Origin of the sequence: Paenibacillus sp. FSL H8-0283, from assembly GCF_045040675.1 — a bacterium.
In the GTDB taxonomy this organism is placed as follows: Bacteria; Bacillota; Bacilli; order Paenibacillales; family Paenibacillaceae; genus Paenibacillus; species Paenibacillus amylolyticus.
In genome coordinates this window covers 1,677,499-1,696,526 of record NZ_CP150295.1, presented here as the reverse complement: position 1 = coordinate 1,696,526, position 19,028 = coordinate 1,677,499, and the positions used below count along the sequence as shown (strand labels likewise).

Below are 19,028 nucleotides of genomic sequence, written 5' to 3'. Positions count from 1 at the left end.
ATCAATGCACTTCCTTTCGCTTCTTGGCCCATTCCATCATGAGCAGCAGCCCGACGGAGAAGGTGACCAGCACCAATGCCACACCATTTGCGGCAGCTACATTAAAATTCTCAACATCCTGGTACACCAGAGTTGTTGCGGTCTGCGTTTTGTTCATAATATTACCGGATACCACCAGCACTGCACCGAATTCCCCAAGCGAGCGCGCAACCGTCAAGACTAGACCATACACTACCGCCCAGCGGATTGAAGGCCAGGTCACACTCCAGAACGTTCTCCAGCCGTAGGCGCCAAGTGTAGATGCGGCCTCCTCTTGCTGAGAACCGAGTTCCTGCAGGACAGGCATAACCTCTCTGACCATCAGTGGAAAGGTAACAAATAACGTTGCGATCACCATACCCGGGAAGGCATAGACCACATTGAATCCAATCCCTTCAAAAAAAGCGCCCATAATGCTGTTAGGTCCCAACATCAACACAATCATCAAACCGCCAATGACAGGAGATACGGCATAAGGCAGGTCTACAATGCTGTTTAGCAGCCCTTTTATCCGTTCACTCAGCCATCCGGCACGAACCAGATAAAGAGCCATCATGATGCCAAACAATGTATTTAACAGGGTGACCACCAGAACTACCAGTCCGGTCATCATCAAGGCATGTAACGCCTCAGGGCGCATTAACCCTTTCAGGAATCCACCTGCCCCGTCTTCAAATGCACCAATAAAAATGCGTCCAAGCGGGATGATCAGCAGTACAATAAATACCGCAAACGTCAGTCCGATTAACAGTCGTCTCATCGTCTTCTCCCCCGCATCTGCACCAGATTGATCAGCCAGAGGATCAGGAAGGAGAGCGTCAGGAGCAACACGGATACCGCAGCGGCTCCCGTTGGATTATCACTTTCAATCTCCCCGTAGATAAATACGGAAGCAGTCAGTGTTCTTCCCGGAATGTTACCAGCCACCAGCACAACAGCCCCGAATTCAGCCAGTCCTCTCGAGAAAGCCAGCATCCCCCCACTGATCATGCCAGGTGCCATGGACGGCAGAATAACCTGCATGAACGTGCGAGCCTTGGATGCCCCCATCGTGTACGAGGCCTCTTCCTCCGAAGGATCAATTTCTTCCAGCAAAGGCTGCACTGCACGGATAACAAACGGAAACGTGACAAAGGTCATCGCGATAACAATGGCGGGCTGGTGAAATACAATCTCAAATCCCATGGATTCTGCCAGTTTCCCGATGGCACTGACCGGACCCAAAAGTAGCATAATCATCAAGCCGCCCACCGCTGTTGGCAGTGCAAACGGGAGATCAACCAGACTATTAAGAAACGATCGGCCCATAAAGCGATATCTTGTCAACACCCAGGCGATCATCGTGCCCAAAACCACATTAATCAGCGTGGCAATCACGGCCAGCCGAATGGTCAGCAGTACGGCTTTCCACGCGATGGGGTCCATAATGCTCTGAACAAAGTTGCTCCATCCTTCAGAGAAGGAATTGACGTACACACCGATGATTGGAAGTACAATAAGTACGATAAAATATAACAATACGGTACTGCGGAATCCCCAAGTCCATCCCTTATGACGAAGAACGGTATTCATTGCTGCGTTCCCTCCCAGCCTCCGGCTTTAGCTCCGGTCGGCAGTCTTCCTGGATTTAATACGACATTTTTCCTAAGTTGGATGATATTACTTTAATATTATTCCCATTAGTCTACTTGGTTTTGCTTTTCTGATACTTTACCAGTTTGCAGTGCTAATCGTCAATGCTTTTATTGAATATAATTGGGCCACATATGAGATCAATTAATAAAAATCGCACTGTACACTGCGCGGTCAGAACAACCTTCCGATCACTGTTATCCCCAGATTTCTTTGATCCCCTTTTTTAAGGGGAAATCCGGTGATAAAGGCGCAGCTTATGCTTCCGAAGCAGCTTTCCTACAGAAAGCTTTTAGCTTCCGCTTCTTCAGGTTATTTCTGACCTCTCCGTTAATGTGCGATTCACATATCCGTCTTCATATGTGGTTTGTTTGGTATGTAGTGGTTAAGGTACAATCGAGGGTAAGAAATGAGATCCTAAGGAGTGATTTAACATGTTATACAAGAAGAATATATCCACTTCCACACGAGATGAAATGAAGGATATCACATGGGACGTAAAGCAGGTTGTCCAGAGTAGCGGGGTGCAGAATGGGACGGTGCTCATCTACTGTCCACATACGACGGCAGGTATTGCCATCAACGAAAATGCAGACCCGGATGTGAAACACGATGTCTTGTTACGCCTTGACGAAGTGTACCCTTGGGAGCACCCCAAGTATCGACACGCCGAAGGCAATACAGCCTCTCACCTCAAATCGATCACAACAGGACCATCACAGACGGTAATTATTCACGAAGGCAGGCTGCTGCTCGGCCGCTGGCAAGGCATTTACTTTTGCGAATTCGATGGACCACGTGAGCGGGAGTACTTTCTCAAAATCATGGAAGGTTAGTTGGGTCCATAGACCTGCCACCAACTCGTTCATTTTTTGCAAACACAAACAGGCGGTCCACCCTCATTCCGGGTCGGAGCCGCCTGACTTGGTCTGCTACGCATATTAACTTTCGCGAGACAACGTTATAAAGAATTAAAGTTATGACAAATCACCGCCCTGAAGTGTAGGGGTGCAACAACAGCGCCATTATTGGGCGCCAGGCTGCTGACCCAGATTGCGGCACAGCACTTTGACATGAGACAGCGCAGACGATTCAATCTCCACAAACGTTAAACGGTCCTGAATGTAATAAGAAATGAATCCGTGCATAGCCAAAAATAGCGTACGCGGTACCCTTTGAATATCCTCTTCCGTACAGTTCTCTTCATTCATATACTGCCTTATAATCGATGCAAACAATTCGAAGCAACGCCCCTGTTCGGTACGACAATAAGACAACAGTTCTTCATCCCTGATCATAAACATAATTTCGTATTGGTATGGGTTCTCCAGACCAAAGCGAATAAACTCCATCATAATGTGCTCTACCTTGCTCACATCATCACGAACCGGCCTGACCATGGCTTGTAGCAGCAAATGCCCCAGATGATTAAAATCTTCAACCACGATGGCATAGAACAGCTCTGCCTTTTCCTTAAAGTGATAATACAGCGACCCATGACTATAGCCCAGATGCTGGCCGATGCTTCGCATCGAAATGGCGCGGTATCCTTTGGTAATAAAAAGGTGCCTCGCCGCCTCCAGTATCCGCTCCCTCGACAACTCCTGTTCGACTGCTCTTCTAGCCATATATTTTATTCCCCTTCAATAAAATAAAGCCGCTGTCCCTCCGTGATCCGGGATTGCCCTTGCGTCAAATCCGTGATCCAGGCTATAAAAGCCTCGGTTTCACTATCCGGCGGAAGACAAGTCAACGTAACCTTATCGGTGAATCCAGTTTCACCTGTACGGACTTCCCGGCTTCTTAACTCATTTTCCACTTTACCCAGCCACGTATAATCCAGTTCAACAAACACTTCACGATGTAGCACGTTGGTAATGGCTTCTCCGGCTTCAATAGCTGCTACAGCTCCATCCGTATAAGCACGAATTAACCCGCCAGCTCCAAGCATAATTCCCCCGAAGTATCGCGTAACCACAATTGCCACATTTTTCAATTTCTGATTTTTGATCACTTCAAGAATGGGTTTCCCTGCTGTTCCGCTGGGTTCACCGTCATCGGATTGCTTCTGGATCTCGTCCCGCTCCCCAATCATGTATGCAGAGCAGTTATGAGTTGCATTCCAATGTTTTTTCTTGATCTCATCGATGAAGGCAACAGCCTCTTCCTCTGTCGTGACCGGCATAATATGACCGATAAATCGCGACTTCTTGATTACAATTTCCAGATTGCCCGGTCCTCGAACCGTGCGATAACGTTCAATCATCCTAAATCCAACTTTCTGATCTTTTCCTGAGTCCATTTTACAAGAAAGCAGTTCACCGCGCGAACGCGGACGAACTGCCCTGGTTATCTACATCCGGGAACCCTGCCTCTTACACGAACAGTGATTCCCGGTTAGATTTATATTACCTTATTCAAATATATGAGCAGACCGATGAATTATTCGGAAAGTCTCGCTTCGAGCGCTGCTTTCTCTTCTTCAAAGCCTGGTTTGCCCAGCAATGCGAACATATTTTTCTTGTAAGCTTCCACGCCTGGTTGGTCAAATGGATTGACGCCCAGCAGGTAGCCACTGATACCGCATGCTTTTTCAAAGAAGTATACCAGATATCCGAAAGAATATGGAGTCATATCTGGAATGTTCACAATCAGGTTTGGTACTTGACCATCCGTATGTGCAAGCAGTGTTCCTTGGAACGCTTTTTTGTTAACAAAGTCCATAGTTTTTCCTTCAAGGAAGTTCAAACCATCCAGATCGTCCGGATCGGATTTGATTGAGATATGCTCAGCAACTTCAGTAACCTGGATAACAGTTTCGAAGATATTCCGGCTACCTTCCTGGATGAATTGACCCATGGAGTGCAAGTCTGTAGAGAAATCAACGGATGCAGGATAGATCCCTTTGTAGTCTTTACCTTCACTCTCTCCAAACAGTTGTTTCCACCACTCGGATACGAAGTGCAGAGATGGCTCATAGTTTACAAGGATCTCAGTGCCTTTGCCTTTGCGATACAATGCGTTACGAACAGCAGCATATTGATATGCTTCATTCTCAGCTACGTTCGGGTTGCTGTATTCTTTGGATGCGTCAGCCGCACCTTGCATCATTTCTTCGATGCTGATACCCGCTGCTGCGATTGGCAGCAAACCTACAGCTGTCAGAACGGAGTAACGTCCACCTACATCATCCGGGATAATGAAAGATTCGTATCCTTCTGCATTTGCCAGTTCTTTCAATGCACCACGTGCTTTGTCTGTTGTAGCATAGATGCGTTTCCGAGCTTCTTCTTTACCATATTTCTCTTCCAGTGCTGCACGGAAGATACGGAAAGCAATTGCCGGCTCTGTTGTTGTACCGGATTTGGAGATAACGTTGACGGAGAAATCTTTGCCTTCAACCAGATCCAGCAAATGAGTTACATATGTGGAACTGATATTGTTTCCTGCAAAATAGATTTCAGGCGTTTTGCGTTTGTCTTTTGGCAGATTGTTATAGAAAGAGTGAGTCAGCATTTCAATCGCTGCACGTGCACCCAGGTATGATCCACCGATACCGATAACGATCAGTACTTCGGAGTCGCTTTGGATTTTGGCAGCCGCTTTTTGAATGCGAGCGAACTCTTCTTTGTCATAAGCCGTTGGCAGGTCAATCCAGCCCAGATAATCGGAGCCTGTTCCTGTTCCGTTGTGAAGCTGCTCATGAGCCAGACGAATCGGTTCTGCGAAATAATCCACTTCGTGCTGATTTACAAATTGCAATGCCGTGCTATAGTCAAATGTCACTTTTTTTGCCATGATCTCAAAAACCTCCTGATTTCGATTATAGTGCGTGTTCAAACTTTGTAATCAAAAGCGGACTTTTTGAACAACCTCTTATATTATGTCCGTATTCCATTCTAAACAACTTGCCTTAAGGATACTTCAAATCCACGGGGCTGACAAGCTTGCAGCTCGAACTTTGTCGTTAGAATTCAAGAAGCAAAAAGGGTAAACCGAATCCGCGGGTTGCGGTTCTGCTTACCCTTCTTATGTTATTCCGCCGGGTACGAGCAGACGTAGTCAGTAACGCTGCGTATCTCCAGTTTAAATTTGGATTCGGCAGGCACGTGGAACGTAGCTTGACCTTGAATCTCTTGCCACTCTTCTTCACCGGGAAGCAATACTTTCAGATCTCCGGACAGAATCTCCATAATTTCACGGGAATCCGTACCGAACTCATAACTGCCTGGAAGCATGATGCCCAGAGTCACTTTGCTGCCATCCCCCAAAATAACCGTTCTGCTGGTTACCTGACCATCATAATAAATGTTGGCCTCTTTCACTACACTGACTTGATCGAATTGTGACATGCGTACCCGCTCCCCTGAAGTTAATGAAAACAAAAGGCAAAACAGATCAAGGCGATAACGAGTTACCGCCCATGCTCTGCGGAAATAACTTACTGCCATGGATCAGGACAGCATGACGCCCTCCCAACCATAGCAGCGCTTATGAAGCTAATTGCGTATTCAAAAAGTCAGGTTTTCAGTACCGAGAAGATGGGATGAAGCTAGAAATGGAGTAGCGGAGCGTAGGAGAAAACTACGTGAGCAACTACAATGTTTCCGAAGGAAACATACTCCGTAAGCATATTCTTATTCGGCTGAATCCCATCTTCGACGCTGATGATGCCGTGAGGCATCCTTCGTAATCAAAAGCAGACTTTTTGAACAACCTCTATTACAGCAATGCTTTTACGCGGCTAACCACGTTTTCCACTGTAAAGCCATATTCTTGGATAACACGGTCGCCAGGCGCGGAAGCACCAAATGTGCTGATTCCGAGAATGTCACCTTGATCGCCAACATATTTCTCCCAGCCCATTGGATAAGCCATTTCAATCGCAAGACGAGCTTTAACATCAGGAATAAGAACGGACTCTTTGTAAGCTTTGTCTTGTTTCTCGAACAGATCCCAGCTTGGCATGCTGATTACGCGAACTTGGATGCCTTGTTCTGCAAGTGCTGCTTGAGCTTTAACAGCCAATTGCACTTCAGAACCTGTAGCGATAATTTGTGCTACCGCTTTGCCATCTTTTGCATCAGAGACAACATAAGCACCACGTTTCACGTTCTCACGTGAACCTTCAACCGTACCTTCCAGGATCGGCAGGTTTTGACGAGTGAGTACGAGTGCAACCGGGTTGCTCTTGTTCTCAAGCGCGTAAGCCCAAGCAGCCGAAGTTTCATTACCATCAGCCGGACGAATAACCGTCAGGTTAGGAATGATACGCAGGGATGCCAGTTGCTCGATCGGTTCGTGCGTAGGACCATCTTCACCAACAGCGATACTGTCATGAGTCAGAACATACGTTACAGGCAATCCCATCAGGGCAGCCAGACGAACAGCCGGACGCAGGTAATCGGTAAATACGAAGAACGTACCTCCGAATACTTTCACACCGCTGTGCAGTGCCATACCGTTCATTGCTCCAGCCATACCGAATTCACGGATACCGAAGTAGATGTTACGGCCGGAGTAATCTTCAGGTGTGAAGTTCTCCAGGTTGTTCAAGTGAGTCATTGTGGAGCTTTCCAAGTCAGCAGATCCACCTGTCAGTTGTGGCACGTTGTGCGCCAGACCGTTCAGAGCGTTACCGGATGCTACACGAGTGGAAAGAGCTTTGTCTGTTGCTGCATATTTAGGAAGATCACGGTCCCAACCTTCTGGAAGGTCGCCGTTAATCGCTGTTTCGAATTGAGCTGCCAGCTCAGGGAATGCTTTTTTATACTCGGCAAATTTCTCATCCCAAGCTTTGTTAGCAGAGATACCACGATCTTTCACTTGTGCAAAGTGATCGCGAACTTCAGCTGGTACGTGGAAGTTTTCTTCGTAAACCCATTTGTAATACTCTTTAGTCAATTTGGCTTCGTCTGCACCCAGTGGAGATCCGTGAGTACCGCCGTGGCCGCCTTTACCTTGTTTGTTCGGGCTACCATAACCAATAACCGTTTTAACTTCGATCAGTGTAGGACGCAGTGTATCTGCTTGACCTTCCTGAATTGCTTTTTCGATTGCAGGCAGATCGTTACCATCTTCAACGCGCAGCACTTGCCAGCCATAAGCTTCAAAACGCTTCGCGATGCTTTCGGAAGAAGACAGATCCAATTTACCATCCAACGTGATGTCATTGGAGTCGAACAACATGATCAGTTTGCCCAAGTGCAAACGTCCAGCCAGGGAAGCTGATTCATGAGAAACGCCTTCCATCAAGTCACCATCACCACAGATTGCGTAAGTGTAGTGGTCAACTACGTTGAATTTGTCTTTATTGTATGTTGCGCCCAGTTGAGCTTCAGCCATCGCCATACCTACAGCCATTGCAATACCTTGACCCAGTGGGCCGGTTGTTGCATCAACACCTGCAGTATGTCCGAATTCCGGGTGACCCGGAGTTTTGCTTCCCCATTGACGGAACTGTTTCAGTTCTTCCATTGGAAGATCATATCCGCTCAGGTGCAGCAAGCTGTACAGCAACATGGAGCCATGTCCTGCAGACAGGACAAAACGGTCCCGGTTAACCCAAGTTGGGTGGTCCGGGTTATGAGTCATCGTTTTTGCAAAAAGTTGGTACCCCATTGGAGCGGAGCCCATAGGCATACCCGGATGTCCGGAATTTGCCTTCTCAATTGCATCAATCGCCAAAGTACGTACGGTAGTAATCGACAGGTTGTCGATTGTAGTGTTCTCGTCCTTTTGAATCGCTTCGTTCTTGTCAGTCATGGTTTGTCCTCCTCATGTCTTTAGATAAGTCGGGTGCGCAAGCGAATCCCTCTCATCATACAAGCAAACCGAATTTCACAATAAGTGAATCCGCTTGAGTGTTTCATTTTGACTTATTCACTTTTGTATTGTATCACTTGGCGTGAAGCTTTTCCATAACCTTCTTTTAGAAGTTCGTGAAAAATTGGTGGTTTGTGATGAATAATCCTTGGCCTATCAAGCAAAAATCGCACTGTACAAGGTACTAAATTCCAAAAACAGACTTAAGGCGCCTCGCAAATCCATCGCATGAAGTATAACCTTTAACCTGAAAACCATGCATTTTTTAGATATTCATCCTCAATTCACATATAATGTTCCTTAATATGGATTACAAAATTCGGGCTGTGGTTTACTTTTTTCAGATGTACATGCGTCAATCATAGGAGGTCTCGATCATGCCAGATCCTGCTGCTCACCCATCAACATCGGCAAAACACTCATTACCCTGGATATCCGGTATTTTAACGGGAATTCTCTCGGGAGTTGTCCTGGGATTTTTCCTCAAAATGATTCAGGCCATCACAGGTGAACAAGTATATACTCTGCTGCTGAATATTGATTTTGTGCCTGGTCTTCCGCCAACCTTACCCGAATTCATTGAATTTGCTTTGCATCTCATCGTGTCCGTTGTCATCGGTATCTTCTATCTGTGGTGGGTAAGGCATTCAGGCCGCCCTATGAGCAAAGGAATTTTACTTGGTGCAGTCTCGTCCTTGCTCTATATCCCACTCTCTCAATTGTCATCACGTGTGCCAGACCTGTACGATGTGTCTGCCATCCTCTACTGGATTGTAGGACATCTGCTGTTTGGTATTATGCTTGGCTTGTGCGGAAAGTATATCAACACAACAAAAAAAGCGACTCCCGTTTCGTAAACGAATTGGGGTCGCTTTATTGTTAGTCTATTACGTGGTTCCGAATCAACCTTGCACAGTATTAAAGCGTGAGCTTAAAATACAACGGTTTTATTTTCGTGAACAAGAACACGGTCTTCGACATGCCATTTCACGGCACGTGCGAGCACAACACGCTCAATGGTACGTCCAATACGCTTCAGCTCGGTTACATCGTCCCCGTGGCTTACACGCTGCACATCCTGTTCAATAATCGGGCCGCCATCCAGTTCTTCCGTAACATAGTGCGCTGTCGCACCGATAATTTTGACACCGCGGTTGTACGCCTGCGCATACGGTTTACCACCTACGAAGGCTGGCAGGAACGAATGGTGAATATTAATGATTCGATTGCGGTAATGCTCAATGAACATCGGAGAGATAATCTGCATGTAACGAGCCAGAATGATCACATCCACATCGTTGCCGATGACGTCCAGTTGGCGCTGTTCCGCTTCTTTTTTCGTATCTGCTGTAACTGGGATATGATGATATGGAATGCCAAATGATTCTACATAGTCCTTCATGTCCAGATGGTTGCTGACCACAAGCGCAATATCTGCATCCAGGTCGCCTGCCTGCCATTGCCACAACAATTCAACCAGACAGTGATCTTCTTTGGACACAAAGATAGCCAGTTTCTTCTTGCGGCTGACCGCAGATAGCGTCCATTCCATCTGGAAACGGCTTGCTACTTCTGCAAAATCAGCTTCCAGTTTCGGCAAATTGACCAACAATTGCGGAAGATCAAACTCAATCCGCATAAAGAACATGCCGCCAGCAGGGTCCATTGTATACTGGTCCGACTGAACAATGTTTGCACCATGCTGGTGCAGGAAATGAGATACGGCAGCTACAATTCCTGGACCATCCGGACAGGAAATAAGCATGCGCGCACGATCGGCGCGGTTTTTAGAATCAGGGCGTACTTGTTTAGCGTGGATCTCCATCGGGTTATTCTTCCTCCTTCAATTAAGCCATGACCTGCGGGATTAACCCGCAAGCCATGCAATCAAGCGATGATTCAGTTGTTCTTCATTCAAATGCGGGAATAGTGCAGCTTCAGTCACCATGTCATAGAGGCGTTCCAGCGGTTCGCGCGGATCTGCCTTTTTGGCTTTGGCATCATTTTTGAGCAACGTCCACACATCCAGAATATACGAACGAGACTCAATCTCTTTACCTTTGAAAAAGTGTTGCAACTGTTCTACTTCTGTCAGGAAATCCTGGCCGAATCGACCGGCAACATCCCCACGAAGCAGCGCAATCTCCACCTCATACATTGGACGCTGTGTCTTGGCCTCTTTACCAATCCAAGGTGTCTCCAGAATAAATGGACGTCCTTGAAGCTTCTCATGGTTGACGATGCGGTTAATCGCTTCAAACCCGATCCAGCCAGAGCCAATTGGTGTATGACGGTCCTTGTGCGCACCCACAGCATTCTTACTATCATTAATATGCATTACGGCAATGCGGTCAAGTCCTACCGTACGATCGAATTGTTCCAGTACACCGTCAAAATCATTAACGATATCATATCCGGCATCATGAATGTGACATGTATCCATACACACAGTCAGGCGCTCGTTATATGTTACTTTCTCGATAATCTGAGCGATCTCTTCGAAACTGCGACCCATCTCCGTACCTTTGCCAGCCATGGTCTCCATAGCGATGTTCACATCTGTGTCTTTCACACCCTCCAGCACTTCATTCAATCCTTCTGCGATCCGTCCGATCCCATAGTGGGCATCTTTGTCTGTAAATGCGCCGGGATGTAATACGATGTTTTTCACACCAATAGCATGTGTCCGACGAATCTCTTCCTGAAGGAAATCTACAGCCAGTCTAAACGTATTATCTTTGTATGAGCCAAGATTAACAATGTACGGTGCATGGACAACGATATCTTCCATTCCACCCTCTTGCATGGCAACCTTGCCTTCTTCAATATACATGGACTCAATTGGCTTGCGACGTGTATTCTGTGGTGCACCCGTATATATCATAAACGAACTGGAACCGTACGAGGACGCTTCCTTCGTTGCACTCAATAATCCCTTGTCCGAAAAGGACACGTGGGAGCCGATTTTCAGCATTATTGATCCCCCTTATTCTGAATTATCCCTTATTCTAACGCGATTATCGAAATAAATCTAGAAATGCGCTATAATTCGGGATAGAGGCTATTTTTTACAGCTAATATGTGGAACATGGGTAGGCGGAATCCGTCTTTCCGTGAAAATCAATGAACCGAGGTGACTCCGCAATGATTTTCGACTCCTACGCGATAATACTAAACAGCTATTCCCCCAGCAATTGGTTTATGAATACGATCGCATTCTGGACTTTTTTATTGCTAGGCAGCATGTGTATCGGTGGATTTTTCATGATGCGCAAGTTTTTGAAAGTGCTACCAAAAGCAGACGGAAAGTCCAAACTGGATTGGCAGAATTATTGGGTTGAAGCCAGCCGTCACTTATGGACAGATGAAGCCAAAGCTTTTTTGGATCAACTAGTGGAGCCTGTGCCCGGGCCATTTCGTGACATCGCCAAACATTCCATTGCTGCAGAGATCGGTAAGATTGCAGTCGAAGACAATGCCACGGAAGTATCGAGAGATCATTGCATCAAAGGATACATTATTGCCACACCGAAGCGGGATAATAAGTTTTTGGTGAAATTTCTGGAGAAAAACAAAATCGATTATTCCCCTTATCAACATTTGATTAAATAAAATAAAAGATGAGTTAAGTCGCATATAGATTTGGTTAATTAGATACAGATATGCTCCGTCAGGTAAGTTGTTCCCAACAGGCATTGCTTACCGTACGGGGCTGTTTGTCGATCCAACGGTATGTATCAGCGCAGTGAAACTACAGAGAGGATGTTTGATATGAAAATTGCCATTTGTGGAGGTACCGGATTTGTAGGAGGAGCACTTGTAGATTACTGGTTGCAAGCCGGGCACCATGTGAAAGTTATTACACGAAAACTGCCTGACTTGCATAATCCAAGTAAAAATCTTACATATATATCATGGGAACAAGTCGAAGAACAACCTCACTTGTTGGAAGGTATGGACGCTCTCGTTAACCTTGCCGGAGAAACGCTGAATCAACGATGGACAACCAAGGCGAAGCTGGAGATTGTTGAATCCAGAGTCACGACCGTAGCGCGGGTAGCCCGATTGGTGGAATCCCTGGAACAAAAGCCGGAAGTCGTCGTTCAGGCTTCTGCCATGGCCATCTATGGAACCTCTCCTAATGAAACCTTTGACGAGAGCAGTCCGCAAAAATCAATGAATTTCCCGTCCCGGGTCTCGGAACAATGGGAAGTTGCTGCAGATGCAATCAAAAATGTAAGACTCGTTAAAATCCGGGTAAGTCTGGTTCTTGGACATAAAAGAGGTGCTTTTCCATTGATGAAACTTCCTTATATGCTGGGTGTTGGTGGCAAGATCGGCAGTGGCAAGCAATGGACTAGCTGGATTCACATTATGGATATCGTAAGACTCATTGATTTTAGCATTCAAAATAAACAAGTGTCAGGTCCGGTCAATGCTTCCTCACCGAACCCTGTTACCAATGATGAATTCGGTCGTACGGTCGGTAAAGTGTATCATCGCCCTCACTGGTTCCCCGTACCCAGCTTCCTGATTAAAACTTTGGTCGGAGAACTATCCGTTGTCGTGCTTCAGGGGCAGAGAGTCATTCCGCAAAAAGCTCTCGACCACGGATTCCAGTTCACCTTCCCAACCTTAACCCAGGCACTGGAAGATCTGAAACACCGCGGCTTATCTGACTGATTAAACTATGCCTTATCCAACCGACCGAAAAGTGTAAACAGATTCCGCAAGTGTAAATGTGTCTCCATCCGCCAATGGATACTCCTTATACGGAGCAAGAATATTGCCCTGAAGAATGGTTCCATTGACGGAACCCAGGTCCTTAATCACATAGCCCGATTTGTTCCGGCTCAATTCCACATGAGCACGGGACACCCCGGTCGCTGTGTCCACCCACTGAACCATGTCTGCTGATCTTCCGATGACAAAAGATGCTCCTTGCACATCCATCCGTTCATGTTGGTCACTGCTTCCCGATCTTCGTTCAAGATAATAAGACGCCATCACCGGGCCTGCCCCTGTAACATTACTTCCACTCAGATTCTGCAAATTCACGGTTGCCTCTGCAACTGCATCCTGTCGAATTAGCTCTGAAGTTGAAGCTACCGTTTCCACATGGCGTTGAACGAACGGTGGTTCGGAGTGTTCAGATGCCATATGCAAATTTTGAAAACGGGAATGCTCGCTACCACCTTCTGAGGCGGATGCAACCGTTTGGTTTATGCGTTCCTCTTTCCTATCAGCTGTATTCCAGCGCCAACTTTCCTGAAATTGTTCCTCTTCATCTTCCATTTGCTTACCTTTGTTCTTACCTAAATTGAATGAAAAAGACCGCTTATTCTCTGCGTTATTCTGAGGGCTTCCCTTACGCTTCCACGTCCATCCTGCTACACCAAACAAGCCAAGGCTGAGTACCATGCACAGGATCATCTGCGTCTGTCCCGGTTGCTCCATGTAAATAAATCTCCATACCAATGCCATGGCAACCATACAGCCCAATATGATATAAGTTACTTTGGAAGATCCGGGCTTTTCCTCCACTTCCATATCAACACGCTCTAGCGAATCATACAAGTTACTTCCTTTATTATCCATACCGTTTGAACTCTCTAATGGAACTTGCTCAGGTGAGCGCCTGCCTGGAAAGGTTCGAGATCTCACCGGAATGTCTTCAACCTCGAATTCACTTGTTTTCTGCGGCTGACGGAAATTTAGTTGCGGCCCCACAGGAGCATTTTGAACGGGAGCACCAAGTTGATATGGCAGAGAAGTACCAGTGGCTAGCCTGCTATCTCGCTCAGAAATCGACGAATGAAGATCACCTCTTGAATCAATGGTTGTTTCCAAAGTTCTGGACGAGAGAAATGCTGCGCCTCCTCCATTCTCTTGCTCGTCAGCGTATAACTCCAGCAGAAGCTCGCGCAACTGTCTGATATCCCAGCGTTCGTTGTCACATAACTGCAGAACACGCTGAATGCCTTCTCCCTGCAGTTCCTGTACATGTGCCATCAGTCTGATCACTAGCTCACGGAATTGCTGAGGCGTTGGATCAACTTCAACTGTATCCATGATTGGAACATATACTATCCCAAGCTCACCCTGTTCGAATGAACCGTTAATGAACAAAGACTCTTCCTGGATCAATAATTTACGAGGCTCCAACATATACTGTCGGCATTCCGTGAAGGCATCGGCTAGTTGGAACAACAAACCATACAGAACACGCAATTTAATTTTGCTTGACTTTAACATCTGAGATAACATCTTGTACCCTGATATCTCGTACTGCAAAGTTACATTTCGATCGACTTCCCGAATATGAACAGGAAGAAGTCGCGGAATCTGATTGGAGGACAACATCCCCATCTGTACACGGCTCAATTCCTCCATTCGTAACCCGTCTGCTTTCTCCAAAACCATGAAAGCCCCACCATTACGAATAAAATCTCTCGTTAGTCCATACATGCCAATCCTCTCTTTCCATTGTTATATAGGATCAACTAAAGAAAGTTACACTGGGTACTTCGATGACGGAACAACCTTCCGATCGCTGTTATCCCCAGATTTCTTGATTCCCTTTGTAAAGGGGAAAATCCGGGGATAAAGGCGAGCGCTCCGCTTCTTCAGGTTTTTTCCGTCCTCTCCGTTCTCGTGTAAAAAGTTTAGTTGATATAAGTTGAGTTACAATACACCACACTCTTCCACTCCAATCGCAGTGCTATCTTCGATCACTGTTATCCTAACGTTTTCCAGATTCCTGATATCAAGGGAAAAGTCCTGAGACAAGGACCGTGATAAACCCGGGCAATACGGCCAGCATAAACGGAAACTTTAATGTCTTCTCTTTGTTTACCAGCTTGAGCGAACCGAGCATAAAAAAACCTGCAAGACTACCTGCCATGCCTCGAATTCTCTTCGCTGAATCTTTACGGAATAGAAGTATCACTAGACCAATTGCGCCCGCGTACAAAACTGAGTAAATAATGACATGAATGCCAAAAGCAAGTCCCGTCCATGCGCCAATCCCACCAAACAATTTCACATCTCCTGCCCCTACGGCTCCAATCGCATACATCAGAAACAAAATGCCAAAACCTGCTGCAAATCCAGCGGCTGAAAACAAGAAACCATCCCAACCTCCCCATATGATATGGGCCAATACGCCAGCAACAGTCACGGGTAAAGTCAATCGATTTGGAATTTTCATTGAACGAATATCTGTAATAAAAGCTGCAATGATGTATATGCCACAGGCAATGTAAAACCACTCCACCTCCATCATCTCCTCACTTATTTTCTGGAGGCCACGGTAAACGTAGTCTCCGTCTTGGCACCGTCCCCTGTCTCGACAACAAAACTCCATGTTCCTTCTGTTGTCCGAGTACCAACAAACCAATTCCATTCAATAATTCCATTCTCATCTGCGGTGGCCCAGCCGATGTGCTTCGCAGAACTTTCACCTGACTTGTAAAATATCGTTAAGTTGGCTGTCGCTCCTGCTTCTACCTTCACCTTGATCGTTGCATTGTTGCCTATGTATGCCGGGTCAGGCTTCGACAGTACCGTTGCTGAACCCGCAGTATCCCCGTCTCCTGCACTGCCATCTGATCCTTCTCCGGTATCTCCAATCCATACCCGTTCTGCCGCAGCAGCCTGAATCCGAAGTGGTTTACTGAGAAAGGGGACTTTTATAGGCAATTCATAACTCAGTTCAAGTCGGAAGTATGGATTTGTTTTGTTTTTGAGATCTGGTATCGAAATACCATTCACATGAACACGTTCCATATTAAGCAACGTTGGCTCGATAAAAGGTTGAAGCAGCGGTTTTACCGTGGGATCAAGTACGGTTTCCAAGACGGATGTTTTGATCTCCTGTAGTGGCTGTTCACCACTGGCCGCCGCTGAACGTACCCAATCACTTAAAGGCTCGGGTAGAGAAGAAGCATAACCTTCTGCCCATTCCGTCAGTGATAACTCTGGTATCTTCCAGCCCCCTCCTGAACCTTCTCCGCCGGCAGAATCAGAAGGTGTGAATGCAAGCGAAACGGGATATATTTTCGTTGACAATTGCTTCACCGCTTCACCCGCCGTGCTCTGTAACGCTGTGGAGATTAGAGTCATTTGCACTATGAAGATGAGAAACATGATAAAGAATAGAAAGACAGGTAAGACCAGTGAAGCTTCCAGAACCATGCTACCCTGTTCCTTTTTTGGAGAACATATCTGCTTTTTGAGAGACTTCAAACGCTGCAATCTGATTATTCGTGTTAAACGAATCTGCTTTTGTGCGCTTTCTTTTTCATAATGTTGCTGCTTATCCATAATCCCTCCACCGAAACGATCCTAATTATTCAATAGGAATAATCCGCCTTCCGCTCAATGAAAAATCGCCCATCTTCAACCTGATCCTCACTACCCATAACTGCACCTATGCTTCTAACCACCCCTGGTAAAAACCAAAGTTTGATGCTACTACGCATGTTACCCGAAGCATACGTCTGTTTCTCATCTGGATTCACACCAGTATTCAATCGAATTAGCGCCAGCATTCTGGACATTTTGCGTTCATTGTTACTATGCATCAATAGGAACAATCGGAGATGGTCCCTGTACGTCAGTTTGACTTTGATATACTTGGACAATTCCACACTGCCCTCTTTTGCTAGTTTCATCATATCCGCGATGGCGTTTGTAATCCCGTATAAGATTGCCGCCGATAATACCAGAAGTGGGTTCCCAAGCTTGCTGTGCTCAATTAACCCTTCTGCCGTCCGAATAGCCAGCCGCATCCCAAATATCTCCGCATATGCCGCAGCGATATTACCCGAAGGATTATGAAACCCGTAGACGATATACTCCAGTTCCTGATTCTCCAGTTTGAAAACATCACCAGCATCTCCATCACCTTCAGTCCAGGTAAATAACTGACCAAAATCCATGGAGTTGAAATAGGCTAAAGCATATTCATTCTGAAATAATTCGTCGCCAAGACTGTCCAGCAGACCGGACATCCCGCCAAACAAACTATCCATTCCCTTCATGGCATCGCCACCAGAGTCATAGGGATCACCAGCAATCTCTGTCTTTTGGGCTTCCTCACGACTAGCCTCGTTAAAAGCAATATTAGCGTTGTAATATTCCTCCAACTGTTTGAAAGCGTCCATGGAACCCGAACTTCCATTCTGAATCTGCGACAAAATTCGTTTGACTTCCTTCAATTTCCCTTTGGATTCTTTGTCATTTGCTTTGCGCTGGGCATCCGACCCACGACCACTCTCCAGCTGCTGCTTACTTTGGAGGATGAGATTGGCAGGACCGCTACGTACATAGGTGTCCATATATCGTTCCGTAACCTGACTTGCCTGTCTGACCGCCGGTTTAATCGGAACACCGCTCATGGCCGTGACACTGCGAAGCTGTGTATTCAATTCCATGTTGTCTCTTCTGACGTTAGAGAAGTCTGAATTCTGGGAAACAACCCGCGCCTTCAATTGATCAAATAGGCTATCTGCCCTCACAAGCTCCGAAGCAAGAGAACGTGTACTTTTAGCTTCAGTGCCTGATCCAGTAGATGCAGGACTCGTCCCAGGCAAATTCGAGTTGCCGACGTTGTCATAGCTCGCATTCTGCGAACGGTTCTCCCCCTCCGCGATCACACGTTTCATTTCCTCATTAATCTTGCGTGCTTCTTCGATTTTGGACTGCGCTTCCTCCAGCTTCGTTTGATGGGCCTGTAACGCGGGCTGTATGATCATGCTGATGCCTGTCACCACATTACCAACACCAGTCCGATAACGAGCCAGTTCCAATATGTATTGTTGCTCTCTGAACGGCAGCCCCTCATCCGCCTGTTTCTTGTTCAGATAATCTGCATAACGTGCAGCTGCCTCGGCAGCTGTCTCTGGTGTATCTTCCAGCATCTCTTCATAGATGGCCGGTGAAGGCGGGTCCATGATCAACTTCGGAAGATTCTTCAGTTTCTCCGCGGATTCCGTCTGATTAGCAATGGCTTCATCCAGTAATTCTTCACGTTTGTCATATAACTTCTGTAATTTTTTCAGCAAGTCTACCGTGTGTGCAGCTTCCTTCATCTCGTCTGATATCGGTTTGAACCGATTGATCACTTCAAGGGTAAAATCAACCGGAGCCCGATACTTCATATCCTCCTGAATCTGGCGATTAAATATATCGTATCTGCCCAGTTCACGCTCCATGCTCAGCGAAGTTGTATCCCACTGGATATCCAGAATGGGAAATCCATCTTTTACAGCTGAAGGCTTCACGCTATCATTCAACACTTTAGCCATAATTGCATCCCCACTGCTGTCCCCATACCCGAATAAACCATACTCCCGGAGTGATGTGTCATAGGCTGACATGACGGATCTCATCGCAGCATGAGTCATTCGTTCGGTCTGCACCTTGAATGCCGCTATACGAGCGTAATCAATAAATATTGCGACAAACATATAAACTCCGGCCAATATTAATATTAAAAAAAGGGTTACGGCTCCCAATTCACCGTCTTT

General features: G+C 46.4%; 17 protein-coding genes. 4 read left to right on the top strand and 13 right to left on the bottom strand.

Features of this window, described 5'->3' with window-relative positions:
• Position 1: 1 nt before the first annotated feature.
• Positions 2 to 799: a sulfate ABC transporter permease subunit gene (locus MHI52_RS07570; RefSeq protein ID WP_017689977.1), complete on the bottom strand. Its 798-nt coding sequence runs from the start codon at positions 797 to 799 to the stop codon at positions 2 to 4.
• The gene (gene cysT, locus MHI52_RS07565) at positions 796 to 1,611 is read right to left on the bottom strand and encodes a sulfate ABC transporter permease subunit CysT (protein WP_405158756.1); all 816 of its coding nucleotides are present in this window, start codon (positions 1,609 to 1,611) and stop codon (positions 796 to 798) included. Before cysT ends, MHI52_RS07570 begins: the two co-directional genes overlap by 4 nt.
• A gap of 494 nt (positions 1,612 to 2,105) precedes the next feature.
• Here cysT and MHI52_RS07560 point away from each other — a divergent pair, with 494 nt between their 5' ends.
• Complete coding sequence (locus tag MHI52_RS07560) at positions 2,106 to 2,507, top strand: secondary thiamine-phosphate synthase enzyme YjbQ (RefSeq protein WP_405158755.1); 402 nt, start codon at positions 2,106 to 2,108, stop codon at positions 2,505 to 2,507.
• Between the two features lie 189 nt (positions 2,508 to 2,696).
• Here MHI52_RS07560 and MHI52_RS07555 read toward each other — a convergent pair whose 3' ends face one another.
• From MHI52_RS07555 to tkt, 5 genes are all read right to left on the bottom strand, one after another.
• Positions 2,697 to 3,299 (bottom strand): TetR/AcrR family transcriptional regulator, encoded by a 603-nt coding sequence (locus tag MHI52_RS07555; RefSeq protein WP_405158754.1) that lies wholly within the window; start codon positions 3,297 to 3,299, stop codon positions 2,697 to 2,699.
• Between the two features lie 5 nt (positions 3,300 to 3,304).
• Positions 3,305 to 3,937, bottom strand: a complete 633-nt coding sequence (locus MHI52_RS07550; RefSeq protein ID WP_036669098.1) for a YigZ family protein — start codon at positions 3,935 to 3,937, stop codon at positions 3,305 to 3,307.
• 176 nt (positions 3,938 to 4,113) lie between these two features.
• Positions 4,114 to 5,469: a glucose-6-phosphate isomerase gene (locus MHI52_RS07545; protein WP_017689982.1), complete on the bottom strand. Its 1,356-nt coding sequence runs from the start codon at positions 5,467 to 5,469 to the stop codon at positions 4,114 to 4,116.
• 236 nt (positions 5,470 to 5,705) lie between these two features.
• The gene (locus MHI52_RS07540; protein ID WP_017689983.1) at positions 5,706 to 6,023 is read right to left on the bottom strand and encodes a pyrimidine/purine nucleoside phosphorylase; all 318 of its coding nucleotides are present in this window, start codon (positions 6,021 to 6,023) and stop codon (positions 5,706 to 5,708) included.
• Positions 6,024 to 6,393: 370 nt separating this feature from the next.
• On the bottom strand, positions 6,394 to 8,436 hold the full coding sequence (gene tkt / locus MHI52_RS07535) for a transketolase (protein ID WP_405158753.1): 2,043 nt from the start codon (positions 8,434 to 8,436) through the stop codon (positions 6,394 to 6,396).
• A 437-nt stretch (positions 8,437 to 8,873) separates the two neighbouring features.
• Between tkt and MHI52_RS07530 the strand changes: the two genes are divergently transcribed.
• Entirely contained in the window at positions 8,874 to 9,353 is a 480-nt protein-coding gene (locus MHI52_RS07530; protein WP_405158752.1) for a hypothetical protein, read from the top strand.
• Positions 9,354 to 9,427: 74 nt separating this feature from the next.
• Here the strand turns inward: MHI52_RS07530 and purU are convergent, their stop codons facing one another.
• Both purU and MHI52_RS07520 read right to left on the bottom strand, forming a co-directional pair.
• Positions 9,428 to 10,321, bottom strand: a complete 894-nt coding sequence (purU, locus tag MHI52_RS07525; protein WP_017689986.1) for a formyltetrahydrofolate deformylase — start codon at positions 10,319 to 10,321, stop codon at positions 9,428 to 9,430.
• A 42-nt stretch (positions 10,322 to 10,363) separates the two neighbouring features.
• A complete protein-coding gene (locus MHI52_RS07520) occupies positions 10,364 to 11,470 on the bottom strand; it encodes a deoxyribonuclease IV (RefSeq protein WP_405158751.1) in 1,107 nt (368 codons plus the stop codon).
• A 170-nt stretch (positions 11,471 to 11,640) separates the two neighbouring features.
• Between MHI52_RS07520 and MHI52_RS07515 the strand changes: the two genes are divergently transcribed.
• Both MHI52_RS07515 and MHI52_RS07510 read left to right on the top strand, forming a co-directional pair.
• Positions 11,641 to 12,108 carry a DUF2621 domain-containing protein gene (locus tag MHI52_RS07515; protein ID WP_036610792.1) on the top strand — a complete coding sequence of 156 codons (468 nt, stop codon included), beginning with the start codon at positions 11,641 to 11,643 and terminating at the stop codon, positions 12,106 to 12,108.
• Between the two features lie 159 nt (positions 12,109 to 12,267).
• Positions 12,268 to 13,179 (top strand): TIGR01777 family oxidoreductase, encoded by a 912-nt coding sequence (locus MHI52_RS07510; protein ID WP_036610794.1) that lies wholly within the window; start codon positions 12,268 to 12,270, stop codon positions 13,177 to 13,179.
• Between the two features lie 12 nt (positions 13,180 to 13,191).
• Here MHI52_RS07510 and MHI52_RS07505 read toward each other — a convergent pair whose 3' ends face one another.
• From MHI52_RS07505 to MHI52_RS07490, 4 genes are all read right to left on the bottom strand, one after another.
• The gene (locus tag MHI52_RS07505) at positions 13,192 to 14,919 is read right to left on the bottom strand and encodes a DUF6382 domain-containing protein (RefSeq protein WP_405158750.1); all 1,728 of its coding nucleotides are present in this window, start codon (positions 14,917 to 14,919) and stop codon (positions 13,192 to 13,194) included.
• A gap of 343 nt (positions 14,920 to 15,262) precedes the next feature.
• A complete protein-coding gene (locus MHI52_RS07500; protein ID WP_076251552.1) occupies positions 15,263 to 15,778 on the bottom strand; it encodes a prepilin peptidase in 516 nt (171 codons plus the stop codon).
• An 11-nt stretch (positions 15,779 to 15,789) separates the two neighbouring features.
• Complete coding sequence (locus MHI52_RS07495; RefSeq protein WP_405158749.1) at positions 15,790 to 16,821, bottom strand: pilus assembly protein; 1,032 nt, start codon at positions 16,819 to 16,821, stop codon at positions 15,790 to 15,792.
• A gap of 29 nt (positions 16,822 to 16,850) precedes the next feature.
• Entirely contained in the window at positions 16,851 to 18,968 is a 2,118-nt protein-coding gene (locus MHI52_RS07490; protein ID WP_405158748.1) for a hypothetical protein, read from the bottom strand.
• Positions 18,969 to 19,028 lie beyond the last annotated feature (60 nt).